The following is a 22,765-nucleotide window of genomic DNA, read 5'->3' on the forward strand; positions in this document are numbered from 1 at the left end:
CGCAAATCGCCCAACCCGAAAGTGAGGGGCCATGGCCCGGAACAAGGTCATGAAGCTGTGGAACGCCATCGTCACCGCCTTCCTCGCGCTGTGCACGGCGCTCGGACTCATCACCACGACCGCCTCCGCGGCCGTACCGCAGACCGACGAGACACGCAACAGCGACAGCGCCCCGAACGCGTCGGCGCCGACGACGCCCCTCTGGTCCTGGTCACTGGTCAGGGCCCTGCCGCCCACGATGAAACAGCGCATCCACGCCGAGGCCCACGGCAAGTCTCCCAGTTGCCGGCACCGCCCGCTCTCGGACACGACGGCGGAGTCCGACTCCGCGGACTGCTCCGACGACACGACGTCCGCCCGCGCGGAACCCGTCACCGGCCGCATCCCCCTCCAGCGCTGACCGCGGGGCCCCCTCCCGCCCCTCCTCGTGCCGTCACCGCTCCCCCGAGTCCTGGCGAACTCGCGTACAGCACCACGGCCCGAGCCGACACCGGAAGACCCCCAGCCGCCACCGGCCGGGGGTCTTCTCGCCGGTGGGGCCACCAGGATGCGCACCTGGGGCTCCCTCCTCATCAAGGCGGTCGAGGGCGGTCGCCGACCCGGCACACGCCACCCCGGACTTCCCCCGGCCGCACCCGGACGTTCGGCTCGTGCGCCGTCCGGTGCCGGGCACCCTGCCCGACGTGATCCTCGGAGCGGCCATCCGCGCGTTCGCCCTCCCCCGGCCCGGAGGTCTTCCACCTCCTGGTCGCCGCTTCGACGCCGCCCCTCGGCGCCCGGCTCGTCGCTCGGACGCTCCGCCCCGGGCCACAGGAACCCCGACGCCCCGGACCGGCACCACCCACGATCACCGGTCCGGCTCTCGCGGTCGACGTGCCGCCGGCCTGTCTCCTTCCCCCACCGCCCCCGGCTCCCGCTTCGCGCACGCCCCTACGTGCCCGCAGCCGGCGGGAGTGAGCGGGAAACGGTCGGCGTGCTCGCCGAGCCGCCCAAGGAGCCGCTCATCGGCTGATGTCGGCCATGCATACAGAAGACCCCCAGCCGATATCGACTGGGGGCCTTCTCGCTGGTGGGGCTAACAGGATTTGAACCTGTGGCCTCATCCTTATCAGGGATGCGCTCTAACCAACTGAGCTATAGCCCCGCCGCGCTCTGCGGTGTATGTCCCGCGCGCTGACTCCTGAAGATTAGCGCACGACCGGGGCAGTCCCAAAATCGGTTGTCCGGCGGCTGCCGGACGAGCCGGGAAAACGGCTGTGAGCAGCTCACTCGTCCTCGGCCAGCGTCAGCTCGACACCGCCCACGAAACCCGCGGAGAGGTTGTAGATGAACGCGCCGAGCGTCGCCAGCGCCGTCGCCAGGACGACGTCGATGACCGCGATGATCGTCGTGAACATCAGGACGTTGGGCAGCGACAGGAACGACTGGAGGTCGAAACCGTTCGACTCGTTGGAGCCGGTCGCCTCGGCGATCGTGCCGCCGACCGTCGAGAACACGCCCATGGCGTCCATGACCATCCACAGCACCGCGGACGCGACGATGGTGCAGATGCCGAGCGCGATGGAGAGCAGGAAGCTGACCTTCATCACCGACCACGGGTCGGCCTTCGACACCCGCAGACGCGCCTTGCGCACGCGCGGGGTGGTGCGCGCCCCCGTGCGGGGACGTCGTACCGCGCCGGTCTGACCGGCCGCCGTACCGGCCTGCGCCGGGTAGGCCTGCGGCGGGTGGTACGGGCCCGCCTGCTGCTGCGACTGCCGTTCCCCCGGCAGCGGTGAGGCCGTCTGAGCGGCGGCGCCCTGGTCGGGCGCGGCCTGCTGCGGGCCTCGGGTGTCCGTCACGGTCCCCCCCTGGGATCCCTGCCTGCTGGACGAGGAGGCGCCCTTGGCGGGCGCCTTGATCGCTTTGAGATTGGTCGTATGCGGATCAGCCGCCCGCGCGGCGGAGCCACGGCCGCCGCCGTCCGTTCCCCTGCTGGTACCGGCCGGTCCGGCGCCCGTGGCTCCGCTCACGCTGACTCACTCCTCGTCCTACTCGGACGAGGGCGCCTCACCCTCGTCCGTGCCGGCGGTCGCGTCCCCGTCGGTGGTGTCGTCCACGGCCACGTCGCCGTCGACTTCCTCCGCCTCGCGTCCAGCCTCGGCGTTACGGGCGATGCCGACCACGGCATCGCGCTTGCCCAGATTGATCAGTTGGACGCCCATGGTGTCACGTCCGGTTTCCCTGATCTCGTTGACTCGCGTACGAATCACACCACCCGACAGCGTGATGGCGAGGATCTCGTCGGTCTCCTCGACCACCAGCGCGCCGACGAGGGTGCCGCGGTCCTCGACAATCTTGGCAGCCTTGATGCCGAGGCCGCCGCGACCCTGGACGCGGTACTCGTCGACGGCGGTCCGCTTCGCGTACCCGCCGTCTGTGGCAGTGAACACGAACGTACCGGGTCGAACAACATTCATCGAGAGCAGCTCGTCCCCCTCGCGGAAACTCATGCCCTTGACACCCGAGGTCGCACGGCCCATGGGACGGAGCGTGTCGTCGGTCGCCGTGAACCTGATCGACTGCGCCTTCTTGCTGATCAGCAGCAGGTCGTCCTCGGCCGAGACGAGTTCGGCGCCGATCAGTTCGTCGTCGGAACCGTCCTCCTGCTCCCGCAGGTTGATCGCGATCACACCGCCCGAACGCGGGGAGTCGTAGTCCTTCAGCGGCGTCTTCTTCACCAGGCCCGCCTTGGTGGCCAGGACCAGGTAGGGCACCGCCTCGTAGTCCCGGATCGCGCGGATCTGGGCGATCGTCTCGTCCGGCTGGAAGGCCAGCAGGTTCGCCACGTGCTGCCCGCGCGCGTCCCGGCCGGCGTCGGGCAGCTCGTAGGCCTTCACCCGGTAGACCCGGCCCTTGTTGGTGAAGAACAGCAGCCAGTGGTGGGTGGTGGACACGAAGAAGTGGTTGACGATGTCGTCTTCCTTGAGCTTCGCGCCGCGCACCCCCTTGCCGCCGCGCTTCTGGGCCCGGTAGTCGTCGGTCTTGGTGCGCTTGATGTAGCCGCCGCGCGTGACCGTGACGACGATGTCCTCCTCGGCGATCAGGTCCTCGATGGACATGTCGCCCTCGTAGGGGATCAGCTTCGTCTTGCGGTCGTCGCCGTACTTCTCGACGAGCGCGGCCAGCTCCTGGCTGACGATGCCGCGCTGGCGGACCGGGGAGGCGAGGATCTCGTTGTACTCGCTGATCTTCGCCTGGAGTTCGTCGTGCTCCTGGACGATCTTCTGGCGCTCCAGGGCGGCCAGGCGGCGCAGCTGCATCTCGAGGATGGCGTTGGCCTGGATGTCGTCGATCTCCAGGAGGTCCATCAGGCCCCCGCGCGCGATCTCCACGGTGTCACTGCGCCGGATCAGCGCGATGACCTCGTCGATGGCGTCCAGGGCCTTCAGCAGGCCGCGCAGGATGTGCGCCCGCTCCTCGGCCTTGCGCAGCCGGAAGCGCGTACGACGGACGATGACCTCGATCTGGTGGTTCACCCAGTGCCGGATGAACGCGTCCAGGGAGAGCGTGCGCGGCACCCCGTCGACCAGCGCCAGCATGTTGGCGCCGAAGTTGGTCTGCAGGTCGGTGTGCTTGTAGAGGTTGTTCAGGACGACCTTGGCGACCGCGTCCCGCTTCAGCACGATGACCAGGCGCTGCCCCGTACGGGAGCTCGTCTCGTCGCGGACGTCGGCGATGCCGCCGATCTTGCCGTCCTTCACCAGGTCGGCGATCTTCTGCGCGAGGTTGTCGGGGTTGGTCTGGTAGGGCAGCTCCGTGACCACCAGGCACTGGCGGTTCTGGATTTCCTCCACCTCGACCACCGCGCGCATGGTGATCGAGCCGCGGCCCGTGCGGTACGCCTCCTCGATGCCCTTGCGGCCGACCACGAGGGCGCCGGTCGGGAAGTCGGGGCCCTTGATGCGCTCGATGAGCGCGTCCAGCAGCTCCTCGTGCGAGGACTCGAAGTTCTCCAGGTACCACTGGGCGCCGGCCGCCACCTCGCGCAGGTTGTGCGGCGGGATGTTGGTCGCCATGCCGACCGCGATACCGGCCGAGCCGTTGATCAGCAGGTTTGGGAAGCGGGCCGGCAGGACGGTCGGCTCCTGGGAGCGGCCGTCGTAGTTGTCCGTGAAGTCGACGGTCTCCTCGTCGATGTCGCGGACCATCTCCATGGCCAGCGGCGCCATCTTCGACTCGGTGTACCGCATGGCCGCCGCCGGGTCGTTGCCCGGCGAGCCGAAGTTGCCGTTGGAGTCGACGAGCGGCATCCGCATCGACCAGGGCTGGGCGAGGCGCACCAGGGCGTCGTAGATGGAGGTGTCGCCGTGCGGGTGATAGTTGCCCATGACGTCGCCGACGACGCGGGCGCACTTGTAGAAGCCGCGCTCGGGACGGTAACCGCCGTCGTACATGGCGTACAGCACGCGGCGGTGCACGGGCTTGAGGCCGTCACGGACGTCCGGCAGCGCACGCGAGACGATGACGGACATCGCGTAGTCGAGGTAGGAGCGCTGCATCTCCGTCTCGAGCCCGACGGGCTCGACACGCATCGCCAGGGCGTCGCCCTCGGGCGTCGTCACAGGAGTGTTCTCGTCGGTCATTGCTGGTGAAGATCCTTCCTGGTGCGGTCAGCTGAGACCGACTCAGATGTCGAGGAAGCGGACGTCCTTGGCGTTGCGCTGGATGAACGCGCGGCGGGCTTCGACGTCCTCGCCCATGAGGACCGAGAACAGGTCGTCGGCCTGGGCGGCGTCGTCCAGGGTGACCTGGCCGAGGACCCGGTGCTCCTGGTCCATCGTGGTGACGCGCAGCTCCTCGGCGTTCATCTCACCGAGACCCTTGAAGCGCTGGACGGAGTCCTCGCGGATGCGCTTGCCGGCGCTGCGGCCCATCTCGATCAGCGCGTCGCGCTCGCGGTCGGAGTACGCGTACTCGAAGTCGTCCCGGCCCCACTTGATCTTGTAGAGCGGCGGACGGGACAGGTACACGTGCCCGGCCTCGACCAGCGGCCGCATGAAGCGGAACAGGAACGTCAGCAGCAGGGTGTTGATGTGCTGGCCGTCGACGTCGGCGTCCGCCATCAGGATGATCTTGTGATAGCGGAGCTTCTCGATGTCGAAGTCCTCGTGCACACCCGTGCCGAACGCGGAGATCATCGCCTGGATCTCCTGGTTCTGCAGGATCCGGTCGATGCGCGCCTTCTCGACGTTGAGGATCTTGCCGCGGATCGGGAGGATCGCCTGGTACTGCGGGTTGCGGCCGGACTTGGCCGAACCGCCGGCGGAGTCACCCTCGACGATGAAGATCTCGCACTTGGTGGGGTCGTTCGACTGGCAGTCGGACAGCTTGCCCGGCAGCGACGCCGACTCCAGCAGGCCCTTGCGACGGGTCAGGTCGCGCGCCTTGCGGGCCGCCACGCGCGCGGTGGCCGCCGCGATGCCCTTGCGGATGATGTCCGCGGCCTCGTTGGGGTTGCGGTCCAGCCAGTCGTTGAGGTGCTCGTAGACGACCTTCTGGACGAAGGTCTTCACCTCGGTGTTGCCCAGCTTGGTCTTGGTCTGGCCCTCGAACTGCGGCTCGCTCAGCTTGACCGAGATGATCGCGGTCAGACCCTCGCGGATGTCGTCGCCCGTGAGGTTGTCGTCCTTGTCGCGCAGCAGCTTCTTGTCCCGCGCGTACTTGTTGATGAGCGAGGTGAGCGCCGCGCGGAAGCCCTCTTCGTGCGTACCGCCCTCATGGGTGTGGATGATGTTGGCGAACGAGTACACGCCCTCGGTGTAACCGCCGTTCCACTGCATCGCGACCTCGAGGGACAGGTGCCTGTCCTTGTCCTCGGCCTCCAGGTCGATCACGGTGGGGTGCACCACCTCTCCCTTGCGGGAGTTGAGGTACTTCACGAAGTCGATGATGCCGCCCTCGTAGTGGTACGAGACGGCCTTGACCTCGTGCTTCTCGTCCTCGCCCGCCTCGTCCGCGCCAGCGGTGGCCTTCGCCGACTCGCGCTCGTCGGCGAGGTTGATGCGCAGGCCCTTGTTCAGGAACGCCATCTCCTGGAAGCGCCGGGAGAGCGTCTCGAAGGAGTAGTCGGTGGTCTCGAAGATGTCGCCGTCGGCCCAGAAGGTGACCGACGTCCCGGTCTCCTCGGTGGCCTCGTGCTTGGCGAGGGGCGCGGTGGGGACACCCAGCTTGTAGTCCTGCGTCCAGCGGTGGCCGTCGGTCTTGACCTCGACGGCGACCCGCGTCGACAGCGCGTTGACCACGGAGACGCCCACGCCGTGCAGACCGCCGGAGACCGCGTAGCCGCCGCCACCGAACTTGCCGCCCGCGTGCAGCACGGTCAGGACGACCTCGAGGGCGGGCTTGCCCTCGGAGGGGACGATGCCCACCGGGATGCCGCGGCCGTTGTCGACGACACGGACGCCGCCGTCCGCCAGGATCGTGACGTCGATGGTGTCCGCGTGACCGGCCAGCGCCTCGTCGACCGAGTTGTCGACGACCTCCTGCACCAGGTGGTGCAGTCCCCGCTCGCCGGTCGACCCGATGTACATACCGGGTCGCTTGCGGACCGCGTCCAGGCCCTCGAGGACGGTGATGGCACTGGCGTCGTACGACGTGGCGCCCTCGCCGGTCGGGGCGCTCGCCGCGTCGTTGACGCCGGTGTCGGTGGACGGGATGTTCTCGTTGGGGTTGCCGGAATCGGCCACGAAGCGCCCTTTCTGGCACAGCACGAGCCGGGCTCGTCGGCAGGTTGCCGGAGCGGCTGCGGCATGTTGCGTTGGTAAGCCTTGATCAGCGTTGCTCAGCTTTTCCCGGGCGGTCCCCACGTTCGGGGCGGGATTGTCTTCCATTCTACCGGTAGCACTGACATCGATGGGGGTTTGCAGGCACCTGAGTCCGCATGTGCCGCCCTCAACCGGTCTCGTCCGACTCCCGATATGCGGATGGGGGCTCCAAGAGCCCCACGAGGGCACTCAGCGCTTCGAGCCGTCAACCCTTGGCTACTTAGGAGTCAGGTGGCGATTCGCAACCGTGTGCGACGCCCCGCCGAAACGGTCACCGGCGCCAGGACGGCGCCACCGGGAGCCCTTTTGTGATGTCCATCACATAGGGGCGAAGGGCCCGAAACGGGCGCCGGATCACCCGTACGTGTCCCCGGGACCCGTGCTCCCGGGAGCACGCAGAGGCCCGAAACGACGGGCGGGACCGCCAGGACCGACGACCTTGATCAGCCGCACGGTGCCGTGCCCGAGATCCTCGTTCAGACGCGCCACCAGAGTCGGCGCGAGCAGCCGCAGATTCGTCGCCCACGCCGTGGAGTCACAGCGCACGACCAGCACCCGCTCGTCCTCGTCGTACCGCTCCGGCTCACAGTGCTTGGCCACGTCCTCGCCGACGATTTCCGGCCAGCGCCCCATCACCCCGCCCACCGCGGCCGGGGCCTCCCAGCCGCGCTCCGTGAGCAGCCGGTTGATCGCCGGACCCAGCGCCATCGGGTCACGCCGGTCGGCGCGCGCCCCGGAGCGCAGACCGCCGCGCCGCGCCTGCTTCCGCTGCTGCACCGCGTCCCCACGCGCGCGTGCCGCCTCCTTGGCCGCACGCAACGCCACACGCGCCAAGTCGACACCGGACGGCTCGGGAGCCGTCCCGCCGCCCGCGGGCGTGTCCGGCCCGCTCATACGCGCTCCACCGCCCCCTCCGCCACGGCGAACCGCGCACCCGCCAGCACATGGGGGACGTCGTCGTCGACCGCCGCGGTCACCAGGACCTGCTCACCGGGCGCCACCAGCTCGGCCAGACGCTCACGCCGCCGCGCATCCAACTCGGCGAAGACGTCGTCGAGCACCAGCACCGGCTCGTTGCCCTCCGCCCGCAGCAGGTCGTAGGAGGCCAGACGCAGCGCCAGCGCGTACGACCAGGACTCACCGTGGGAGGCATAGCCCTTGGCGGGCAACTGGCCCAGCTTGAGCAACAGGTCGTCGCGGTGCGGACCGACCAGGGTCACACCCCGCTCGATCTCCGGCTTGCGCGCCTGCGCCAGGGCCGCCATCAGCTGCTCGAACAGATCCTCGCGCGTATGCGCCTCGCCGGGCGCGGACGGCCTGTACTCCAGCGCGACCGGCCCCCCGCCGGGCGCGAGCTGCTCGTACGCCTTGTCGGCCAGCGGCTGGAGTGCACCGATCAGATCCAGCCGCTGCGCCAGGAGCTCGGCACCCGCACGCGCGAGGTGCTGGTCCCACACGTCGAGCGTGGACAGGTCCAGGGTGCGGCCGCCGTGCCGGCGCGCCAGCGCGGCCGACTTCAACAGCGTGTTGCGCTGCTTGAGCACCCGGTCGTAGTCGGAGCGGACACCGGCCATGCGCGGGGAGCGCGCGGTGATCAGTTCGTCCAGGAACCGGCGCCGTTCACCGGGATCACCTTTGATCAGGGCCAGGTCCTCGGGCGCGAACAGCACCGTGCGGACGATCCCCAGCACGTCCCGGGGCCTGACCTGCGAGGACCTGTTGATACGGGCACGATTGGCGCGGCCCGGATTCAGCTCCAGCTCGATCAGCTGCTGCCGCTCGCCCTGCCGCACCTGGGCCCGGACGATCGCACGGTCGGCGCCCATCCGGACCAGCGGGGCGTCGGAGGAGACCCGGTGGCTGCCGAGGGTGGCGAGGTAGCCGACCGCCTCGACCAGGTTCGTCTTGCCCTGCCCGTTGGGCCCGACGAAGGCCGTCACCCCCGGATCGAGCGGGACCTCGACCCGGGGGTAGGACCGGAAGTCGGCCAGCGACAGATGCGTGACGTGCATGGTCGTTCCGCCGACCTCCCCGGCGTCGTGGACCGCCGCGCGGTCCTGTGGATACGGGACGTGCCCTGTGGACTACTTCTTCTCGACCGCGTGACCGCCGAACTGGTTCCGCAGCGCCGCGATCATCTTCATCTGCGGCGAGTCCTCCTGGCGCGAGGCGAACCGCGCGAACAGCGAGGCGGTGATCGCCGGCAGCGGGACCGCGTGGTCGATGGCGGCCTCCACGGTCCAGCGTCCCTCACCGGAGTCCTGCGCGAAACCCCGGAGCCCGTCCAGGTGCTCGTCCTCGTCCAGGGCGTTCACCGCCAGGTCGAGCAGCCAGGAACGGACGACGGTGCCCTCCTGCCAGGAGCGGAACACCTCACGGACGTCGGTCACCGAGTCGACCTTCTCCAGCAGTTCCCAGCCCTCGGCGTAGGCCTGCATCATGGCGTACTCGATGCCGTTGTGGACCATCTTCGCGAAGTGGCCCGCACCGACCTTGCCCGCGTGCACCGACCCGAAGTCGCCCTCCGGCTTGAGGGCGTCGAACACCGGCTGCACCTTGGCGACGTCCTCCGTGGAGCCGCCGTACATCAGCGCGTAGCCGTTCTCCAGGCCCCAGACGCCGCCCGAGACGCCGCAGTCGACGAAGCCTATGCCCTTGGCCGCCAGCTCCCCGGCGTGCTTCTCGTCGTCCGTCCAGCGGGAGTTGCCGCCGTCCACGACGACGTCGCCGGGCTCCAGCAGCCCGGCGAGCTCGTCGATCGTGGACTGGGTCGGCTCGCCCGCCGGAACCATCACCCACACCACACGGGGGCCGCTGAGCTTGTCCACAAGCTCCCGCAGGCTGTGGACGTCGGCGAGGTCCGGGTTGCGGTCGTATCCGAAGACGGTGTGACCCGCGCGGCGAATCCGCTCGCGCATGTTGCCGCCCATCTTGCCGAGGCCGACGAGACCGAGCTCCATCAGTTGTGATCCTTAGGTATGCGACGTGGCGTGACGGCACGTACGTGCCGGCGTCCGAGCCTAAACCCGGACGGTCGCGCACATCTGTGGGCATACGCGCTCATGCGCAGCCCTCACCTTCGGCCTCCCTCGGGACGGCGGTCAGCCGGTGTGCCGCACCGGCATGCCGCGATCCCGTGGGGCTGCCCCCACACCCCCGGCAGTCGCCGCGGCGGGCGCACCTCAGCCGCTGAGCCGCACCGGCATGATCAGGTACTTGTAGGCCTCGTCCGCCTCCGCGTCCACCGCCGGACGGCCGCTGAGCAGCGCCGGCTTGGTGGACGTGGTGAAGGACAGCTGGGCCACCGGGGAGTCGATGGCGCTCAGACCGTCCAGCAGGAACGTCGGGTTGAAGGCGATCGAGATGTCGTCCCCCTCCAACTGGGCGTCGACCCTTTCCACAGCCTGTGCGTCGTCGCTGGAACCGGCCTCCAGGATGAGCACGCCCTGCTCGAAGCTCAGCCGCACCGGGGTGTTGCGCTCGGCGACCAGGGCCACGCGCTTGACGGCCTCCACGAAGGGGGCGGTCTCGATCACGGCGACGCTGTTGAACTCGGTCGGGAACAGCGTGCGGTACTTCGGGAGGTCGCCCTCCAGCAGGCGCGTGGTGGTACGGCGGCCGGCGCCCTCGAAGCCGATCAGGCCCTCGCCCGCGCCCGAACCGGACAGCGCCAGGATCACCTGGTCACCGCTGGTCAGCGCCTTGGCGGTGTCCTGGAGCGTCTTGGCGGGCACCAGGGCGACCGCGGAGACCTCCGGGTTCTCCGGCTTCCACAGGAACTCGCGGACCGCGAAGCGGTAGCGGTCGGTGGAGGCGAGCGTGACGGTGTCGCCCTCGATCTCGATGCGCACGCCGGTGAGGACGGGCAGCGTGTCGTCACGGCCGGCCGCGATGGCGACCTGCTGCACGGCGGAGGCGAAGACCTCGCCGGGGACCGTGCCCGTCGCGTTCGGCATCTGCGGCAGGGCCGGGTACTCCTCCACAGGCAGGGTGTGGAGCGTGAACCGCGAGGAGCCGCACACCACCGTCGCCCGTACACCGTCTGTGGAGATCTCCACCGGCCGGTTGGGGAGGGCGCGGGAGATGTCGGCCAGCAGACGGCCCGAGACGAGGACCGTGCCCTCCTCCTCGACCTCCGCCTCCACCGACACCCGCGCGGAGACCTCGTAGTCGAAGCTGGACAGGCTCAGCTGGCCGTCCTCGGCCTTCAGGAGCAGGCCGGCGAGGACAGGGGCCGGCGGACGGGCCGGGAGGCTGCGCGCCGCCCAGGCCACTGCCTCCGCGAGTACGTCGCGTTCCACCCGGATCTTCACTGTTGCCGCCTCCTGCTGTTGCCGGCGCTTCTCGCCCTGCCTGGCTTTGTTGTCTGACTCGGTGTCGTCGGCCCCTGGGAGGGGAAGGACACCGGGGACCAGTCTGACGCACCGCACTGACAGTAGGTGCCCCTCGGGGTCAAGTCGTGACGAGTGGCGGTCGGGGCCGAGACAGCGAGTTGTGCACAGGGCCCCCTTCGAAACGGATTCCTCGCTCTCTCTAGTTGGGAGTAGTAGTAGGGCCTGTGGATACCGTGGATAACCCTGTTTTCGCAGGTCAGGGTGGGAATTTTGTCCACGGACCCTGTGGGCGGAGCCCGTGGACAACTAGGCGTCTCTGTGGAGAACGGAAAGTTCTGCACATCCCGTGCACAGGGAGGGGCGAGTTCTCCCCAGCTCCGTCCCCAGGTTTGCGGGTCTTTCCCACAGGCCCCTGCGACAGCCTGATGTGACGCCTTTCACTCGCCTCGGTGAAGAAGCGCGTCACGTTGCCGAACAGTGGACAGCCATGTGGAGAACCGGGTGATCACTGGGGACAACCGCCTCCAGCCTGTGGGTCGCCCGTGGACAACTCGATGCACAGGCGGTGGGCCTCTAAGTTGTCCACAGCCTGTGGAGATTGCTTGTCCACGTATCCACACCCCATTGACCTGGGTCGATGATCCCTCGGCAGGCTGCCCTGTGGACAAGATCGGGACAACTTCTCGGTCCCCAGGATGTGGACGGGAAAAAGTCACTGAATCTGTGGACGAAGGCCGTAACCCGGCATCGGAATCGAACAGTCCCTGGCTGCGCGGCACGGAGGCGAGGCGGCCGAGGTACGAGGAAGGGCGCCCCCGGATCGCTCAGGAGGCGCCCTCGACGACGGAGCCGTCCGGTCCGTGGGCCGTTCAGCCGGCCTTGATGCGGTTGGTGAGCTCGGTGACCTGGTTGTAGATGGAGCGCCGCTCGGCCATCAGATTGCGGATCTTCCGGTCGGCGTGCATCACCGTGGTGTGGTCGCGGCCGCCGAACAGCGCGCCGATCTTCGGCAGCGACAGGTCCGTCAGCTCACGGCACAGGTACATGGCGATCTGGCGGGCCGTCACCAGCTGCCGGCCCCGGGAGCTGCCGCACAGGTCCTCGACCGTGAGGCCGAAGTAGTCGGCCGTGGCGCCCATGATGGCCGTCGAGGTGATCTCCGGCGTCGAGTCGTCGCCGCCGGGCATCAGGTCCTTGAGGACGATCTCCGTCAGGCCCAGGTCCACCGGCTGCCGGTTGAGCGAGGCGAACGCCGTCACCCGGATCAGCGCGCCCTCCAGCTCACGGATGTTCCGCGAGATCCGGGAGGCGATGAACTCCAGCACCTCCGGCGGGGCGTTGAGCTGCTCCTGGACCGCCTTCTTGCGCAGGATCGCGATGCGCGTCTCCAGCTCCGGCGGCTGGACGTCGGTGATCAGGCCCCACTCGAAACGGTTCCGCAGCCGGTCCTCCAGGGTGACCAGCTGCTTGGGCGGCCGGTCGCTGGAGAGGACGATCTGCTTGTTGGCGTTGTGGAGCGTGTTGAAGGTGTGGAAGAACTCCTCCTGCGTCGACTCCTTGTCCGCCAGGAACTGGATGTCGTCGACGAGCAGGATGTCCATCTCGCGGTAGCGCTTGCGGAAGCTGTCGCCCTTGCCGTCGCGGATGGAGTTGATGAACTCGTTGGTGAACTCCTCCGAACTCACGTACCGCACGCGCGTGCCGGGGTACAGGCTCCGCGCGTAGTGTCCGATCGCGTGCAGCAGGTGGGTCTTGCCGAGCCCGGACTCCCCGTAGATGAACAGCGGGTTGTAGGCCTTCGCCGGCGCCTCGGCGACGGCGACCGCGGCCGCGTGCGCGAAGCGGTTGGACGCGCCGATGACGAACGTGTCGAAGAGGTACTTCGGGTTCAGCCGCGCGGTCGGCTCGCCGGGGCCGGTCGCCGGTGCGGGCTGTGCCGCCAGCGGGCCGGGTGCGCCGGTGGTGGGCAGGTTGGGGCCCACGGGGCCGCCGCGGTGGACGCGCCCGGATCCGGAAGGTGGATCGGGCAGTTCGCGGCGCATGGCGTCGCGCTGGTCGTAGTCGCCGCGTGCCGTCTCGTAGTCGGGACGCGGCTCGTAGGACGGCCGGTCCACGGGCTGGGGGCGGTAGTCCGGTACGGACGAGCCTCCGCCGTAGCCGTCCTGCGGGCCGTACGCGTCCTGCGGGGGTGTGGCGTACGGGTCCCGCTCCGGGAAGCCGAGGCGCTGCTGCTGCCAGCCGTATTCCTCCTGCGCCGGCCGCGGCCAGGCGCCGGGCTCCGGGCGCTGGTACTCCGACGGGTAGGCGGGGCGGGCGGTGGGCAGCTGGTCGCCGGAGGGGCCCTGCTGCTGGTCGGTGCGGCGGCGGCCGTATCCCTCGTAGCCGTCGTACGGTTCGCGCTCCTGCCGGTCGGGGCGGTCCTGGCGGACGGCCGGGAGCTCGGGTTCCTCGTAGCGCGACTGGGGGCGGGGCGCCGGTGGGGGCTCGCCGACGGTGTCGTCGACGGTGATCGCGATGCGGATCGGACGTCCGCACTCGCGGCTCAGGGTCTCGCTGACGACAGGGGCGAGGCGGCCCTCGAGCACGCCCTTCGCGAACTCGTTGGGTACGGCGAGCAGCGCGGTGTCGGCGACGAGTGCCAGGGGCTGGCAGCGCCGGATCCAGTGCTCGTCCTTGACCTCGACTCCTTGTCCGCGGCCTTCTCCGAGGAGTTGCTCCAGTACGCGTGGCCACACTGCGGCAAGATCGGCAGGTACGTCAGCCACAGGGCACGCTCTCTCACAGGTCCTCCGATCGTGTGATGCGAAGGACGGGTCGGGATGTAAATCGGGTGGTGGAGGGTCGAGGGAAGGAATCGTCAAGGGAACGAGTGGGAGTCCAGCCACGGTAGTCAGCGCGGCCGGTACGGTTCAAGTTGTTGTCCCCAGGCTGTGGACAAGTGTCTCCCAGTCGTCGCCGGTTTGACCGAATGGCGCAGCCGCGCGTACCGTGACCAGGTCGAGTTGTCGATGGCTGCTGCCGCCTGCCTCCGATGGGCACAGATCACGCAAGGTGATCGGTCAGCGGTGCACTCGGGCGTAACGCGAGCTACTCGTGGGCGCACGGTGACAGCCAGGACGGCACCCCGCAAACACCGAGTCTTTCTGGAGCCCCCGAGTGAGCAAGCGCACCTTCCAGCCGAACAACCGTCGTCGCGCCAAGACCCACGGCTTCCGGCTGCGTATGCGCACCCGTGCCGGCCGCGCGATTCTCGCGTCCCGCCGTAGCAAGGGTCGCGCCCGTCTGTCCGCCTGATCCCGGTCAGGTCATGCCGTCGTGCTGCCCACCGAGAACCGGCTGAGGCGGCGCGAGGATTTCGCGACCGCGGTACGACGAGGGCGCCGGGCAGGAAGCCGGCATCTCGTCGTCCATCTTCGTAGCGGTGCCACGGACCCGCATGCGCCTGGGGAGAGCGCTCCCCCGTCGCGTGCGGGTTTCGTCGTGAGCAAGGCCGTGGGTGGTGCGGTGGTGCGCAACAAGGTGAAGCGCAGGCTTCGCCATCTGATGCGCGAGCGAGTCGGCGGGCTGCCCCCCGGTAGCCTGGTAGTCGTACGAGCGCTGCCCGGTGCGGGCGACGCCGACCATGTACAACTGGCCCGAGACCTGGATGCCGCCCTGCGGCGGCTGCTGGGAGGGGGCGCGCGATGAAGTACCCGCTGCTGGCTCTGATCAAGATCTATCAGTGGACGATCAGTCCGCTGTTGGGGCCGGTGTGCAAGTACTACCCGTCGTGTTCCCACTACGGCTACACGGCCATCGACCGGCACGGTGCCATCAAGGGCACGGCGCTCACGGCCTGGCGCATCCTCCGGTGCAATCCGTGGTCGCTGGGTGGTGTGGACCATGTCCCTCCGCGCAAGCGTCCGCGGTGGCACGAAATGTTGCGTGACGCCTGGCGTGCACGTAGGGGCGGGACCTCCGCCGCCGAACCGGCCACCGAGGGGCGGACCTCTCCCACAGGCCCGACGGGCCCTTCGAGCCCGGCCGCAGAGACCTCGTCCCATGCCCAAGGAGCATGATTAGTGGACACGATTGCCAGCCTCTTCAGCTTCATCACGACACCTGTCTCCTGGGTCATCGTCCAGTTCCACAAGGTGTACGGGGCCATTTTCGGCCCTGACACCGGGTGGGCCTGGGGCCTGTCGATCGTGTCCCTGGTGATTCTGATCCGTATTTGCCTGATCCCGCTCTTCGTGAAGCAGATCAAGGCGACGCGCGCGATGCAGACGCTCCAGCCGGAGATGAAGAAGATCCAGGAGCGTTACAAGAACGACCGGCAGCGCCAGTCCGAAGAGATGATGAAGCTGTACAAGGAGACGGGTACCAACCCGCTCTCCTCGTGCCTTCCCATCCTGGCGCAGTCGCCGTTCTTCTTCGCCCTGTACCACGTGCTCAACAGCATCGCGTCGAACGACACCATCGGTGTGATCAATGAGCGTCTGTTGGAGAGCGCGCAGAAGGCCCACATCTTCGGCGCCCCGCTCGCGGCGAAGTTCACGGACAGCTCGGACAAGGTCGAGGCGCTCAACTCCTCGCTGACCGATGTCCGCGTCGTCACGGCCATCATGATCGTTCTGATGTCGCTGTCGCAGTTCTACACGCAGCGCCAGCTGATGACGAAGAACGTCGACACCACGGTGAAGACGCCGTTCATGCAGCAGCAGAAGATGCTGATGTACGTCTTCCCGGTCATCTTCGCCGTCTTCGGCATCAACTTCCCGGTCGGTGTCCTCGTCTACTGGCTGACCACCAACGTGTGGACCATGGGCCAGCAGATGTACGTCATCCACAACAACCCCACGCCGGGTTCCAAGGCCCAGGCCGCGTACCTGGAGCGCCTCTCCAAGAACGTCTCCAAGCACGGCAGGACCCGCGGCCGCGGTGAGCGCACCATCGTCAAGGCCATCGTCGCCAAGGGCCGGGACCGCAACGAGTACGAGCGCAAGTTCGTCAACGGTCTGAACAAGGCGGGCCTCGCGGCCCAGCCCGACGGCACGGTGATCAAGAGCGAGAGCACGGCCGCCGCCCAGGCCGAGGACGCGGCCGTCGCCAAGCGGCAGCAGCCCAAGCGGCAGACCAAGTCCCAGCGCCAGTCCGGTACGGCCAAGGCGGCCGGTGAGCCCACTTCGCTGACCAAGTCCGAGGAACCCGAGGACGCCAAGCCCGCCGACCCTGGCAAGAAGGACAACGCCAAGCCCGCCGGCAATACCCGCAGCAGGGCCCAGTCCGGGCAGCGCAAGGGGCCGCAGCGGCCCAAGTCCCCGTCCAAGAAGTAAGAAGGAGTCCATCCCGTGACGGAAGGCACCACCTCCGCCGCTGCCGAGGGCGCAGACACCCTGACCCGCCTGGAGCAGGAGGGTGAGATCGCGGCGGACTATCTGGAGGGTCTGCTCGACATCGCCGACCTCGACGGCGACATCGACATGGACGTCGAGGCCGACCGCGCCTCCGTTTCGATCATCAGCGACGCGGGCAGCCGCGATCTGCAGAAGCTGGTGGGGCGTGACGGTGAGGTGCTGGAGGCGCTCCAGGAGCTCACGCGTCTGGCTGTGCACCGGGAGACCGGGGACCGTAGCCGTCTCATGCTCGACATCGCCGGTTACCGGGCCCAGAAGCGGACCGAGCTGTCCGAGCTGGGCGCCAAGGCCGCTGCCGAGGCCAAGAGCAGCGGCGAGGCCGTGAGGCTGGATCCGATGACGCCGTTCGAGCGCAAGGTCGTGCACGACGCGGTCAAGGCGGCCGGCCTGCGCAGCGAGTCCGAGGGCGAGGAGCCGCAGCGCTTCGTCGTCGTGCTTCCCGCCTGATCGGCTCTACGTTCCACCGGCCCCGTCTGTTGCGCAGGCGGGGCCGAACTTTGTCAGCCTGATAGTTCTGTGGTTCTGGTGTCGGCGCCCGGTGTCGGCACGGTACGGAAGGACGGTCCCCCGTGACGGAGGCAGCGGAGCTTCCCCCCGCGCCCGAGCAGGCACGCGAGGTGTTCGGCGATCGCTTCGAGGACGCGGTCCGGTACGCGGAGCTGCTCGCCGAGGCGGGCGTGCAGCGCGGCTTGATTGGGCCGCGCGAGGTTCCCCGACTGTGGGAGCGGCATCTGTTGAACTGTGCGGTGCTCTCGGAGGTCGTGCCCGAAGGCGTGATGGTGTGTGACGTGGGCTCGGGGGCCGGCCTGCCGGGCATTCCCCTGGCGCTGGTCCGGGAGGACCTCAAGATCACTCTGTTGGAGCCGCTGCTCCGGCGCACCAACTTCCTGACCGAGGTCGTCGAGCTGCTCGGACTGGACCATGTGACGGTCGTGCGCGGCCGAGCCGAGGAGGTCATGGGGAAGCTGCCTCCGGTGCACGTGGTGACCGCGCGCGCCGTGGCTCCGCTCGACCGCCTGGCCACCTGGGGCATTCCTCTGCTGCGGCCCTACGGCGAGATGCTGGCGCTCAAGGGCGACACCGCCGAGGAGGAGCTGAAGAGCGCGGCGACGGCGCTGAGCAAGCTCGGCGCCGTGGAGACGTCCATCGTGCAGGTGGGCGAGGGCGTGGTGGATCCGATGTCCACGGTGGTGCGGGTCGAGGTCGGGGAGAGCCCGGGCGGTGTGCGGTTCGCGGCGAAGCGCGCGAAGGCTGCTCGTACGGGGCGGGCTCGGCGTCGACGCTGAGGGGCCGACGTACTCCACACAAGCTGTCGAGTCCGTGCGTGCCGGAGTGTCGCGGCAGTGCCGCCTCGGCTGCTATGCATCGTGTTTCACGTGAAACGTCGCTCACTGCTGCACGACATCATCAGTCGGGGGCGCGCTGCGGCCGAACCCCGTGGCCGAAGGCCTCTCGGTTCGCTCGGAGAGGCTCCGTTTCCCGAGGAGGCATCCGCCTCCTCAAGGGGTGTGGAGTTGTCCACAGAGGTGGTTTTCTCCACAGAACGTCAGGGCTCACTGGTTCATGACCCCCAAGGCATGGGAGTCTCTGTTCATAGCGAGCCTGAAGTCGAGGAGAGTGAATCCTTGCGGTCCGACGCCAACATCGCGGGACCGATGACCGATCCGGTCCCCGGTCCCCGTACCGAGTCGACGGGGGCGGATGTTTCACGTGAAACACCGCCTCCGATGGACGACACTCCCATCGGTCGTGCTGCCCAACTGGCGGTGGAGGCTCTGGGGCGAGCCGGTGAGGGCCTGCCACGGCCCGAGCGGACCCGCGTCATCGTGGTCGCCAACCAGAAGGGCGGTGTCGGCAAGACGACGACCACCGTCAATCTTGCCGCGTCGCTCGCTCTGCACGGCAGCCGTGTCCTGGTGATCGACCTCGACCCTCAGGGCAATGCGTCCACGGCCCTGGGCATCGACCACCATGCGGAGGTCCCCTCCATCTATGACGTCCTGGTGGAGAGCAGACCGCTCGCGGAGGTCGTCCAGCCGGTCCCCGATGTCGAGGGGCTCTTCTGTGCGCCTGCCACGATCGATCTCGCCGGTGCGGAGATCGAGCTGGTGTCCCTGGTGGCGCGGGAAAGCCGGCTGCAGCGGGCGATCCAGGCGTATGAGCAGCCGCTGGACTACATCCTCATCGACTGCCCGCCCTCGCTCGGCCTGCTGACGGTCAACGCGATGGTGGCCGGCCAGGAGGTCCTGATCCCGATCCAGTGTGAGTACTACGCACTGGAGGGGCTGGGGCAGTTGCTGCGCAATGTCGACCTGGTGCGGGGACACCTCAACCCCACCCTGCACGTATCGACGATCCTGCTCACCATGTACGACGGCCGGACGCGGCTCGCGTCGCAGGTCGCGGACGAGGTGCGCGCCCACTTCGGTGACGAGGTGCTGCGGACGAGCATTCCCCGCTCCGTCCGTATCTCGGAGGCGCCGAGCTACGGGCAGACGGTGTTGACTTACGATCCTGGATCAAGTGGTGCCCTCTCCTACTTCGAGGCGGCACGAGAGATTGCGTTGAGGGGTGTCGGCGTCAGCTATGACGCGTCGCAGGCCCACCTCGGCGTACGGCAGAACGATCCGAGCATGGTGGAGGGCGTCAAGTGAGCGAGCGACGGAGGGGGCTGGGTCGTGGTCTCGGCGCGCTGATCCCTACTGCACCGACGGAGAAGACGGTGGCACCGGCCGCGCTGGGCGGCGCTGTTTCCCCGTCTCCTTCGGTGATGCCGATACTGCCGAACGGGCGAGGGGTGGCTGCTGCGGAGGTGGCCACGCTGTCGAATGTTTCACGTGAAACGGAAGAGGGCGCTGCGATCCTGCCCGCGCCACCCATGGGTGCGCACTTCGCCGAGATCCCTCTCGATGCCATTACGCCGAACCCCCGGCAGCCGCGCGAGGTCTTCGACGAGGACGCGCTGTCCGAGCTGGTCACCTCCATCAAGGAGGTCGGTCTCCTCCAGCCGGTCGTCGTACGGCAGGTGGATCCCGCGCGCTATGAGCTCATCATGGGTGAGCGGCGGTGGCGGGCCTGCCATGAGGCGGGGCTCGAGGCGATCCCGGCAATCGTGCGGGCCACTGAGGACGAGAAGCTCCTCCTGGACGCGCTGCTGGAGAACCTGCACCGTGCTCAGCTGAACCCGCTGGAAGAGGCCGCCGCCTATGACCAGCTGCTGAAGGACTTCAATTGCACGCATGACCAGCTGGCGGACCGCATCGGTCGGTCCCGGCCGCAGGTGTCCAACACGCTGCGTCTGCTGAAGCTCTCCCCGAGCGTTCAGCGCAAGGTCGCCGCCGGTGTGCTGTCCGCCGGACACGCACGCGCGCTGCTGTCCGTCGAGGACGCCGAGGAGCAGGACCGGCTGGCCCACCGGATCGTGGCCGAAGGGCTTTCGGTGCGGGCGGTCGAGGAGATCGTGACCCTGATGGGTTCAGGTCCTCAGAAGGCTCAGCGGTCCAAGGGGCCGCGCGCCGGAGCTCTTGTCTCCCCCGCGCTGACGGATCTGGCGACGCGTCTCTCGGATCGCTTCGAGACGCGGGTGAAGGTCGATCTGGGTCAGAAGAAGGGCAAGATCACCGTGGAGTTCGCCTCCATGGAGGACCTTGAGCGCATCCTCGGTACCCTCGCTCCGGGGGAGGGTCCTGTTCTGGAGAGGAGTCTGGTGGACGACCACTCCGTGGAGACCGAGTCCTGATCCTTCGGCGGAGCCGGCCGTGCGGCCGACCGGGTGACCAGGGACGGACTGTGTCCGGTGTGTACCGGAACACGGTCCGTCCTTTGCTTTTTGGCGGTATCGATGGAATCGCTTCATGGATACGATGCGTGTGGACAGGGCGCATCCACCCGGTAGTACCTCTGGGAGCAAGGCAGGGGCCATGCGAATGACGAGCCGCACCGGACTGGTGAGCGCGGGGCTGGGGGTGGGCGCCGTCAGCGGCTTCATCGGCAGCCTGCTCAGGGAACGGAGCGCTCTGACAGCCGCCCGCGAGGCAGCGGGGGAAGGAAGCGAGGAACAGCCTTCATGGGCCGTCGGCTCGTACCGCTCACGTTGGACAACCTTCCGGATCTCCCCCAGCGCTGTCGCTCGTGCGTCTTCTGGGAACTCGACCCCGTCAGCGGTGAGGCAGCGGTAAAGGCGGGAACCCCCTCGGTCGAGAAGGAGGCGTGGATCTCGGCCGTCCTCCTGGACTGGGGATCCTGCGGAAGGATCGTCTACGTCGATGACGTCCCCGTGGGTTTCGTCCTCTACGCTCCACCCGCTTATGTGCCGCGCTCCACGGCGTTTCCCACCAGCCCCGTGTCGCCCGATGCGGTGCAGTTGATGACCGCGTTCATCATGCCGGGGTATCAGGGGCAAGGGCTGGGTCGGGTGATGGTGCAGACGGTGGCCAAGGACTTGCTGCGCCGTGGCTTCAAAGCGATCGAGGCCTTCGGTGACGCCCGCTGGAAGGAGCCGGCCTGTGTCCTGCCCGCGGACCATCTGCTCGCCGTGGGCTTCAAGACGGTCCGCCAGCACCCCACCTACCCCAGGCTGAGGCTGGAGCTGAGGACGACGCTCTCCTGGAAGGAAGACGTCGAGATGGCACTGGACCGGCTGCTCGGGGCGGTGCAGAAGGAGCCGGCGCTGCGGCCCCTCTGATGCTCCTCGCACGAAGGGGCCGACCCAGGTGGGCCGGCCCCTTCGTGTTCCACGTGAAACATGTGCCGCCGGTGAGGCGGTCGGCGCTTTTACTCGGCGATGAAGTCCTCGAGGTCGCGGACGATCGCAGCCTTCGGCTTGGCGCCGACGATGGTCTTGGCGACCTCGCCGCCCTGGTAGACGTTCAGGGTCGGGATGGACATGACGCCGTACTTGGCGGCCGTGGCCGGGTTCTCGTCGATGTTCAGCTTGACGATCTCGATCTTGTCCCCGTACTCGGCGGCGATCGCCTCGAGGGAGGGGGCGATCTGACGGCACGGACCGCACCAGGCGGCCCAGAAGTCCACCAGGACGGGCTTGTCGCTCTTGAGGACGTCCTGCTCGAAGGAGTCGTCGGTCACATGCTTCAGGGTGCCGGCCACAGCGGGCTCCTTAACTGGTTGGTGCGTGGGACGGATGGGAGTCAGACAGCGGTCTTCTCGGGCTCGGCCTTGTCCTCGTCCGAGAGGGCGGCGAGGAAGCGCTCGGCGTCGAGGGCGGCGGAACAGCCCGTACCGGCCGCGGTGATCGCCTGACGGTAGGTGTGGTCGACCACGTCGCCGGCCCCGAAGACACCGGTGAGGTTCGTGCGCGTCGAAGGTGCCTCAACCTTCAGGTAGCCCTCCTCGTCCAGCTCCAGCTGGCCCTTGAAGAGCTCGGTGCGCGGGTCGTGGCCGATCGCGATGAACAGACCGGTCACCGCCAGGTCGGAGAGCTCGCCGGTCTTGACGTTGCGCAGCTTCAGACCCGAGAGCTTCTGGTCGCCCTGGACCTCGGCGACCTCGCTGTCCCAGACGAACGAGATCTTCGGGTCGGCGAAGGCGCGTTCCTGCATCGCCTTGGAGGCGCGCAGGGTGTCACGGCGGTGGACGATCGTCACGGACTTGGCGAAGCGGGAGAGGAAGGTGGCCTCCTCCATCGCGGTGTCGCCACCACCGATCACGGCGATGTCGTGGTCCTTGAAGAAGAACCCGTCACACGTGGCGCACCACGAGACGCCGCGGCCGGAGAGGGCGTCCTCGTTGGGCAGGCCGAGCTTGCGGTGCTGCGATCCGGTGGTGACGATGACGGCCTTCGCCTTGTGGACCGTGCCGGCGGTGTCCGTGACGGTCTTGATCTCACCGGTCAGGTCGACGGCGATCACGTCGTCCGGAACGAGCTCGGCGCCGAAGCGCTCCGCCTGGGCCCGCATGTTGTCCATGAGCTCGGGGCCCATGATGCCGTCCTGGAAGCCGGGGAAGTTCTCGACCTCGGTGGTGTTCATCAGCGCGCCACCGGCGGTGACGGCGCCCTCGAACACCAAGGGCTTCAGCGACGCACGGGCGGTGTAGAGCGCCGCCGTGTAGCCGGCGGGCCCCGAACCGATGATGATCACGTTACGGACGTCGCTCACGGCTTGATTCCTCGTCTCTGGTCTGCGTCGGTCGACCGGGGGGAGCTTCTTTCAGAACTCTCACCCCACCCAACGGATCCTAAGGGGCGCGCATTCCCGCGGTGTCCGGGCAC

The 22,765-nt window shown here is 68.4% G+C and carries 20 protein-coding genes and 1 tRNA gene; 10 read left to right on the forward strand and 11 right to left on the reverse strand.

Going from position 1 to position 22,765, the window contains the following annotated elements; translation table 11 throughout:
* The first annotated feature begins 31 nt into the window (after positions 1–31).
* On the forward strand, positions 32–400 hold the full coding sequence (locus tag ADK41_RS29075) for a DUF6344 domain-containing protein (protein WP_030820076.1): 369 nt from the start codon (positions 32–34) through the stop codon (positions 398–400).
* Between the two features lie 667 nt (positions 401–1,067).
* Here the strand turns inward: ADK41_RS29075 and ADK41_RS29080 are convergent.
* The 9 genes from ADK41_RS29080 to dnaA form a co-directional block, all read right to left on the reverse strand.
* Positions 1,068–1,144, reverse strand: a tRNA-Ile gene (locus tag ADK41_RS29080).
* A 121-nt stretch (positions 1,145–1,265) separates the two neighbouring features.
* Entirely contained in the window at positions 1,266–2,012 is a 747-nt protein-coding gene (locus ADK41_RS29085; RefSeq protein ID WP_078661798.1) for a DUF3566 domain-containing protein, read from the reverse strand.
* Between the two features lie 18 nt (positions 2,013–2,030).
* On the reverse strand, positions 2,031–4,625 hold the full coding sequence (gene gyrA / locus ADK41_RS29090) for a DNA gyrase subunit A (RefSeq protein WP_030820079.1): 2,595 nt from the start codon (positions 4,623–4,625) through the stop codon (positions 2,031–2,033).
* A 42-nt stretch (positions 4,626–4,667) separates the two neighbouring features.
* Entirely contained in the window at positions 4,668–6,728 is a 2,061-nt protein-coding gene (gyrB, locus tag ADK41_RS29095; protein WP_199821836.1) for a DNA topoisomerase (ATP-hydrolyzing) subunit B, read from the reverse strand.
* 432 nt (positions 6,729–7,160) lie between these two features.
* Positions 7,161–7,700 carry a DUF721 domain-containing protein gene (locus ADK41_RS29100; RefSeq protein WP_030820085.1) on the reverse strand — a complete coding sequence of 180 codons (540 nt, stop codon included), beginning with the start codon at positions 7,698–7,700 and terminating at the stop codon, positions 7,161–7,163.
* Positions 7,697–8,818: a DNA replication/repair protein RecF gene (recF, locus tag ADK41_RS29105; RefSeq protein ID WP_030820087.1), complete on the reverse strand. Its 1,122-nt coding sequence runs from the start codon at positions 8,816–8,818 to the stop codon at positions 7,697–7,699. The genes ADK41_RS29100 and recF overlap by 4 nt, the downstream gene beginning before the upstream one ends.
* Positions 8,819–8,890: 72 nt before the next feature.
* Positions 8,891–9,766, reverse strand: a complete 876-nt coding sequence (gene gnd, locus ADK41_RS29110) for a phosphogluconate dehydrogenase (NAD(+)-dependent, decarboxylating) (protein WP_030820089.1) — start codon at positions 9,764–9,766, stop codon at positions 8,891–8,893.
* Positions 9,767–9,988: 222 nt separating this feature from the next.
* Complete coding sequence (dnaN, locus tag ADK41_RS29115) at positions 9,989–11,119, reverse strand: DNA polymerase III subunit beta (protein ID WP_030820091.1); 1,131 nt, start codon at positions 11,117–11,119, stop codon at positions 9,989–9,991.
* An 890-nt stretch (positions 11,120–12,009) separates the two neighbouring features.
* Positions 12,010–13,905 (reverse strand): chromosomal replication initiator protein DnaA, encoded by a 1,896-nt coding sequence (gene dnaA / locus ADK41_RS29120; RefSeq protein WP_037803487.1) that lies wholly within the window; start codon positions 13,903–13,905, stop codon positions 12,010–12,012.
* Between the two features lie 391 nt (positions 13,906–14,296).
* On the opposite strand from dnaA, the gene rpmH reads away from it, so the two are divergent.
* The 9 genes from rpmH to ADK41_RS29155 all read left to right on the forward strand — a co-directional run bounded on the left by rpmH (position 14,297) and on the right by ADK41_RS29155 (position 21,220).
* Positions 14,297–14,434 carry a 50S ribosomal protein L34 gene (gene rpmH / locus ADK41_RS39970; protein WP_003956500.1) on the forward strand — a complete coding sequence of 46 codons (138 nt, stop codon included), beginning with the start codon at positions 14,297–14,299 and terminating at the stop codon, positions 14,432–14,434.
* 21 nt (positions 14,435–14,455) lie between these two features.
* Positions 14,456–14,827: a ribonuclease P protein component gene (gene rnpA / locus ADK41_RS39975; protein ID WP_078661799.1), complete on the forward strand. Its 372-nt coding sequence runs from the start codon at positions 14,456–14,458 to the stop codon at positions 14,825–14,827.
* Positions 14,824–15,198, forward strand: coding sequence for a membrane protein insertion efficiency factor YidD (yidD, locus tag ADK41_RS39980; RefSeq protein WP_078661800.1), 375 nt, complete (start codon positions 14,824–14,826; stop codon positions 15,196–15,198). Before rnpA ends, yidD begins: the two co-directional genes overlap by 4 nt.
* A 3-nt stretch (positions 15,199–15,201) precedes the next feature.
* Entirely contained in the window at positions 15,202–16,455 is a 1,254-nt protein-coding gene (gene yidC / locus ADK41_RS29130; RefSeq protein ID WP_030820097.1) for a membrane protein insertase YidC, read from the forward strand.
* Positions 16,456–16,470: 15 nt separating this feature from the next.
* Entirely contained in the window at positions 16,471–16,983 is a 513-nt protein-coding gene (locus ADK41_RS29135) for a protein jag (RefSeq protein ID WP_030820099.1), read from the forward strand.
* Positions 16,984–17,105: 122 nt separating this feature from the next.
* Positions 17,106–17,822: a 16S rRNA (guanine(527)-N(7))-methyltransferase RsmG gene (rsmG, locus tag ADK41_RS29140; RefSeq protein ID WP_030820101.1), complete on the forward strand. Its 717-nt coding sequence runs from the start codon at positions 17,106–17,108 to the stop codon at positions 17,820–17,822.
* Between the two features lie 291 nt (positions 17,823–18,113).
* Positions 18,114–19,190, forward strand: a complete 1,077-nt coding sequence (locus ADK41_RS29145) for a ParA family protein (RefSeq protein WP_078661801.1) — start codon at positions 18,114–18,116, stop codon at positions 19,188–19,190.
* The gene (locus ADK41_RS29150) at positions 19,187–20,275 is read left to right on the forward strand and encodes a ParB/RepB/Spo0J family partition protein (protein WP_030820110.1); all 1,089 of its coding nucleotides are present in this window, start codon (positions 19,187–19,189) and stop codon (positions 20,273–20,275) included. The genes ADK41_RS29145 and ADK41_RS29150 overlap by 4 nt, the downstream gene beginning before the upstream one ends.
* Positions 20,276–20,602: 327 nt before the next feature.
* The gene (locus ADK41_RS29155; protein ID WP_030820112.1) at positions 20,603–21,220 is read left to right on the forward strand and encodes a GNAT family N-acetyltransferase; all 618 of its coding nucleotides are present in this window, start codon (positions 20,603–20,605) and stop codon (positions 21,218–21,220) included.
* A gap of 89 nt (positions 21,221–21,309) precedes the next feature.
* Here the strand turns inward: ADK41_RS29155 and trxA are convergent, their stop codons facing one another.
* Positions 21,310–21,642: a thioredoxin gene (gene trxA / locus ADK41_RS29160; protein ID WP_030820114.1), complete on the reverse strand. Its 333-nt coding sequence runs from the start codon at positions 21,640–21,642 to the stop codon at positions 21,310–21,312.
* Positions 21,643–21,683: 41 nt separating this feature from the next.
* The gene (gene trxB / locus ADK41_RS29165) at positions 21,684–22,652 is read right to left on the reverse strand and encodes a thioredoxin-disulfide reductase (RefSeq protein ID WP_030820116.1); all 969 of its coding nucleotides are present in this window, start codon (positions 22,650–22,652) and stop codon (positions 21,684–21,686) included.
* Between the last annotated feature and the right edge of the window lie 113 nt (positions 22,653–22,765).

This window comes from Streptomyces caelestis, from assembly GCF_001279005.1.
Classification (GTDB): Bacteria; Actinomycetota; Actinomycetes; order Streptomycetales; family Streptomycetaceae; genus Streptomyces; species Streptomyces heliomycini.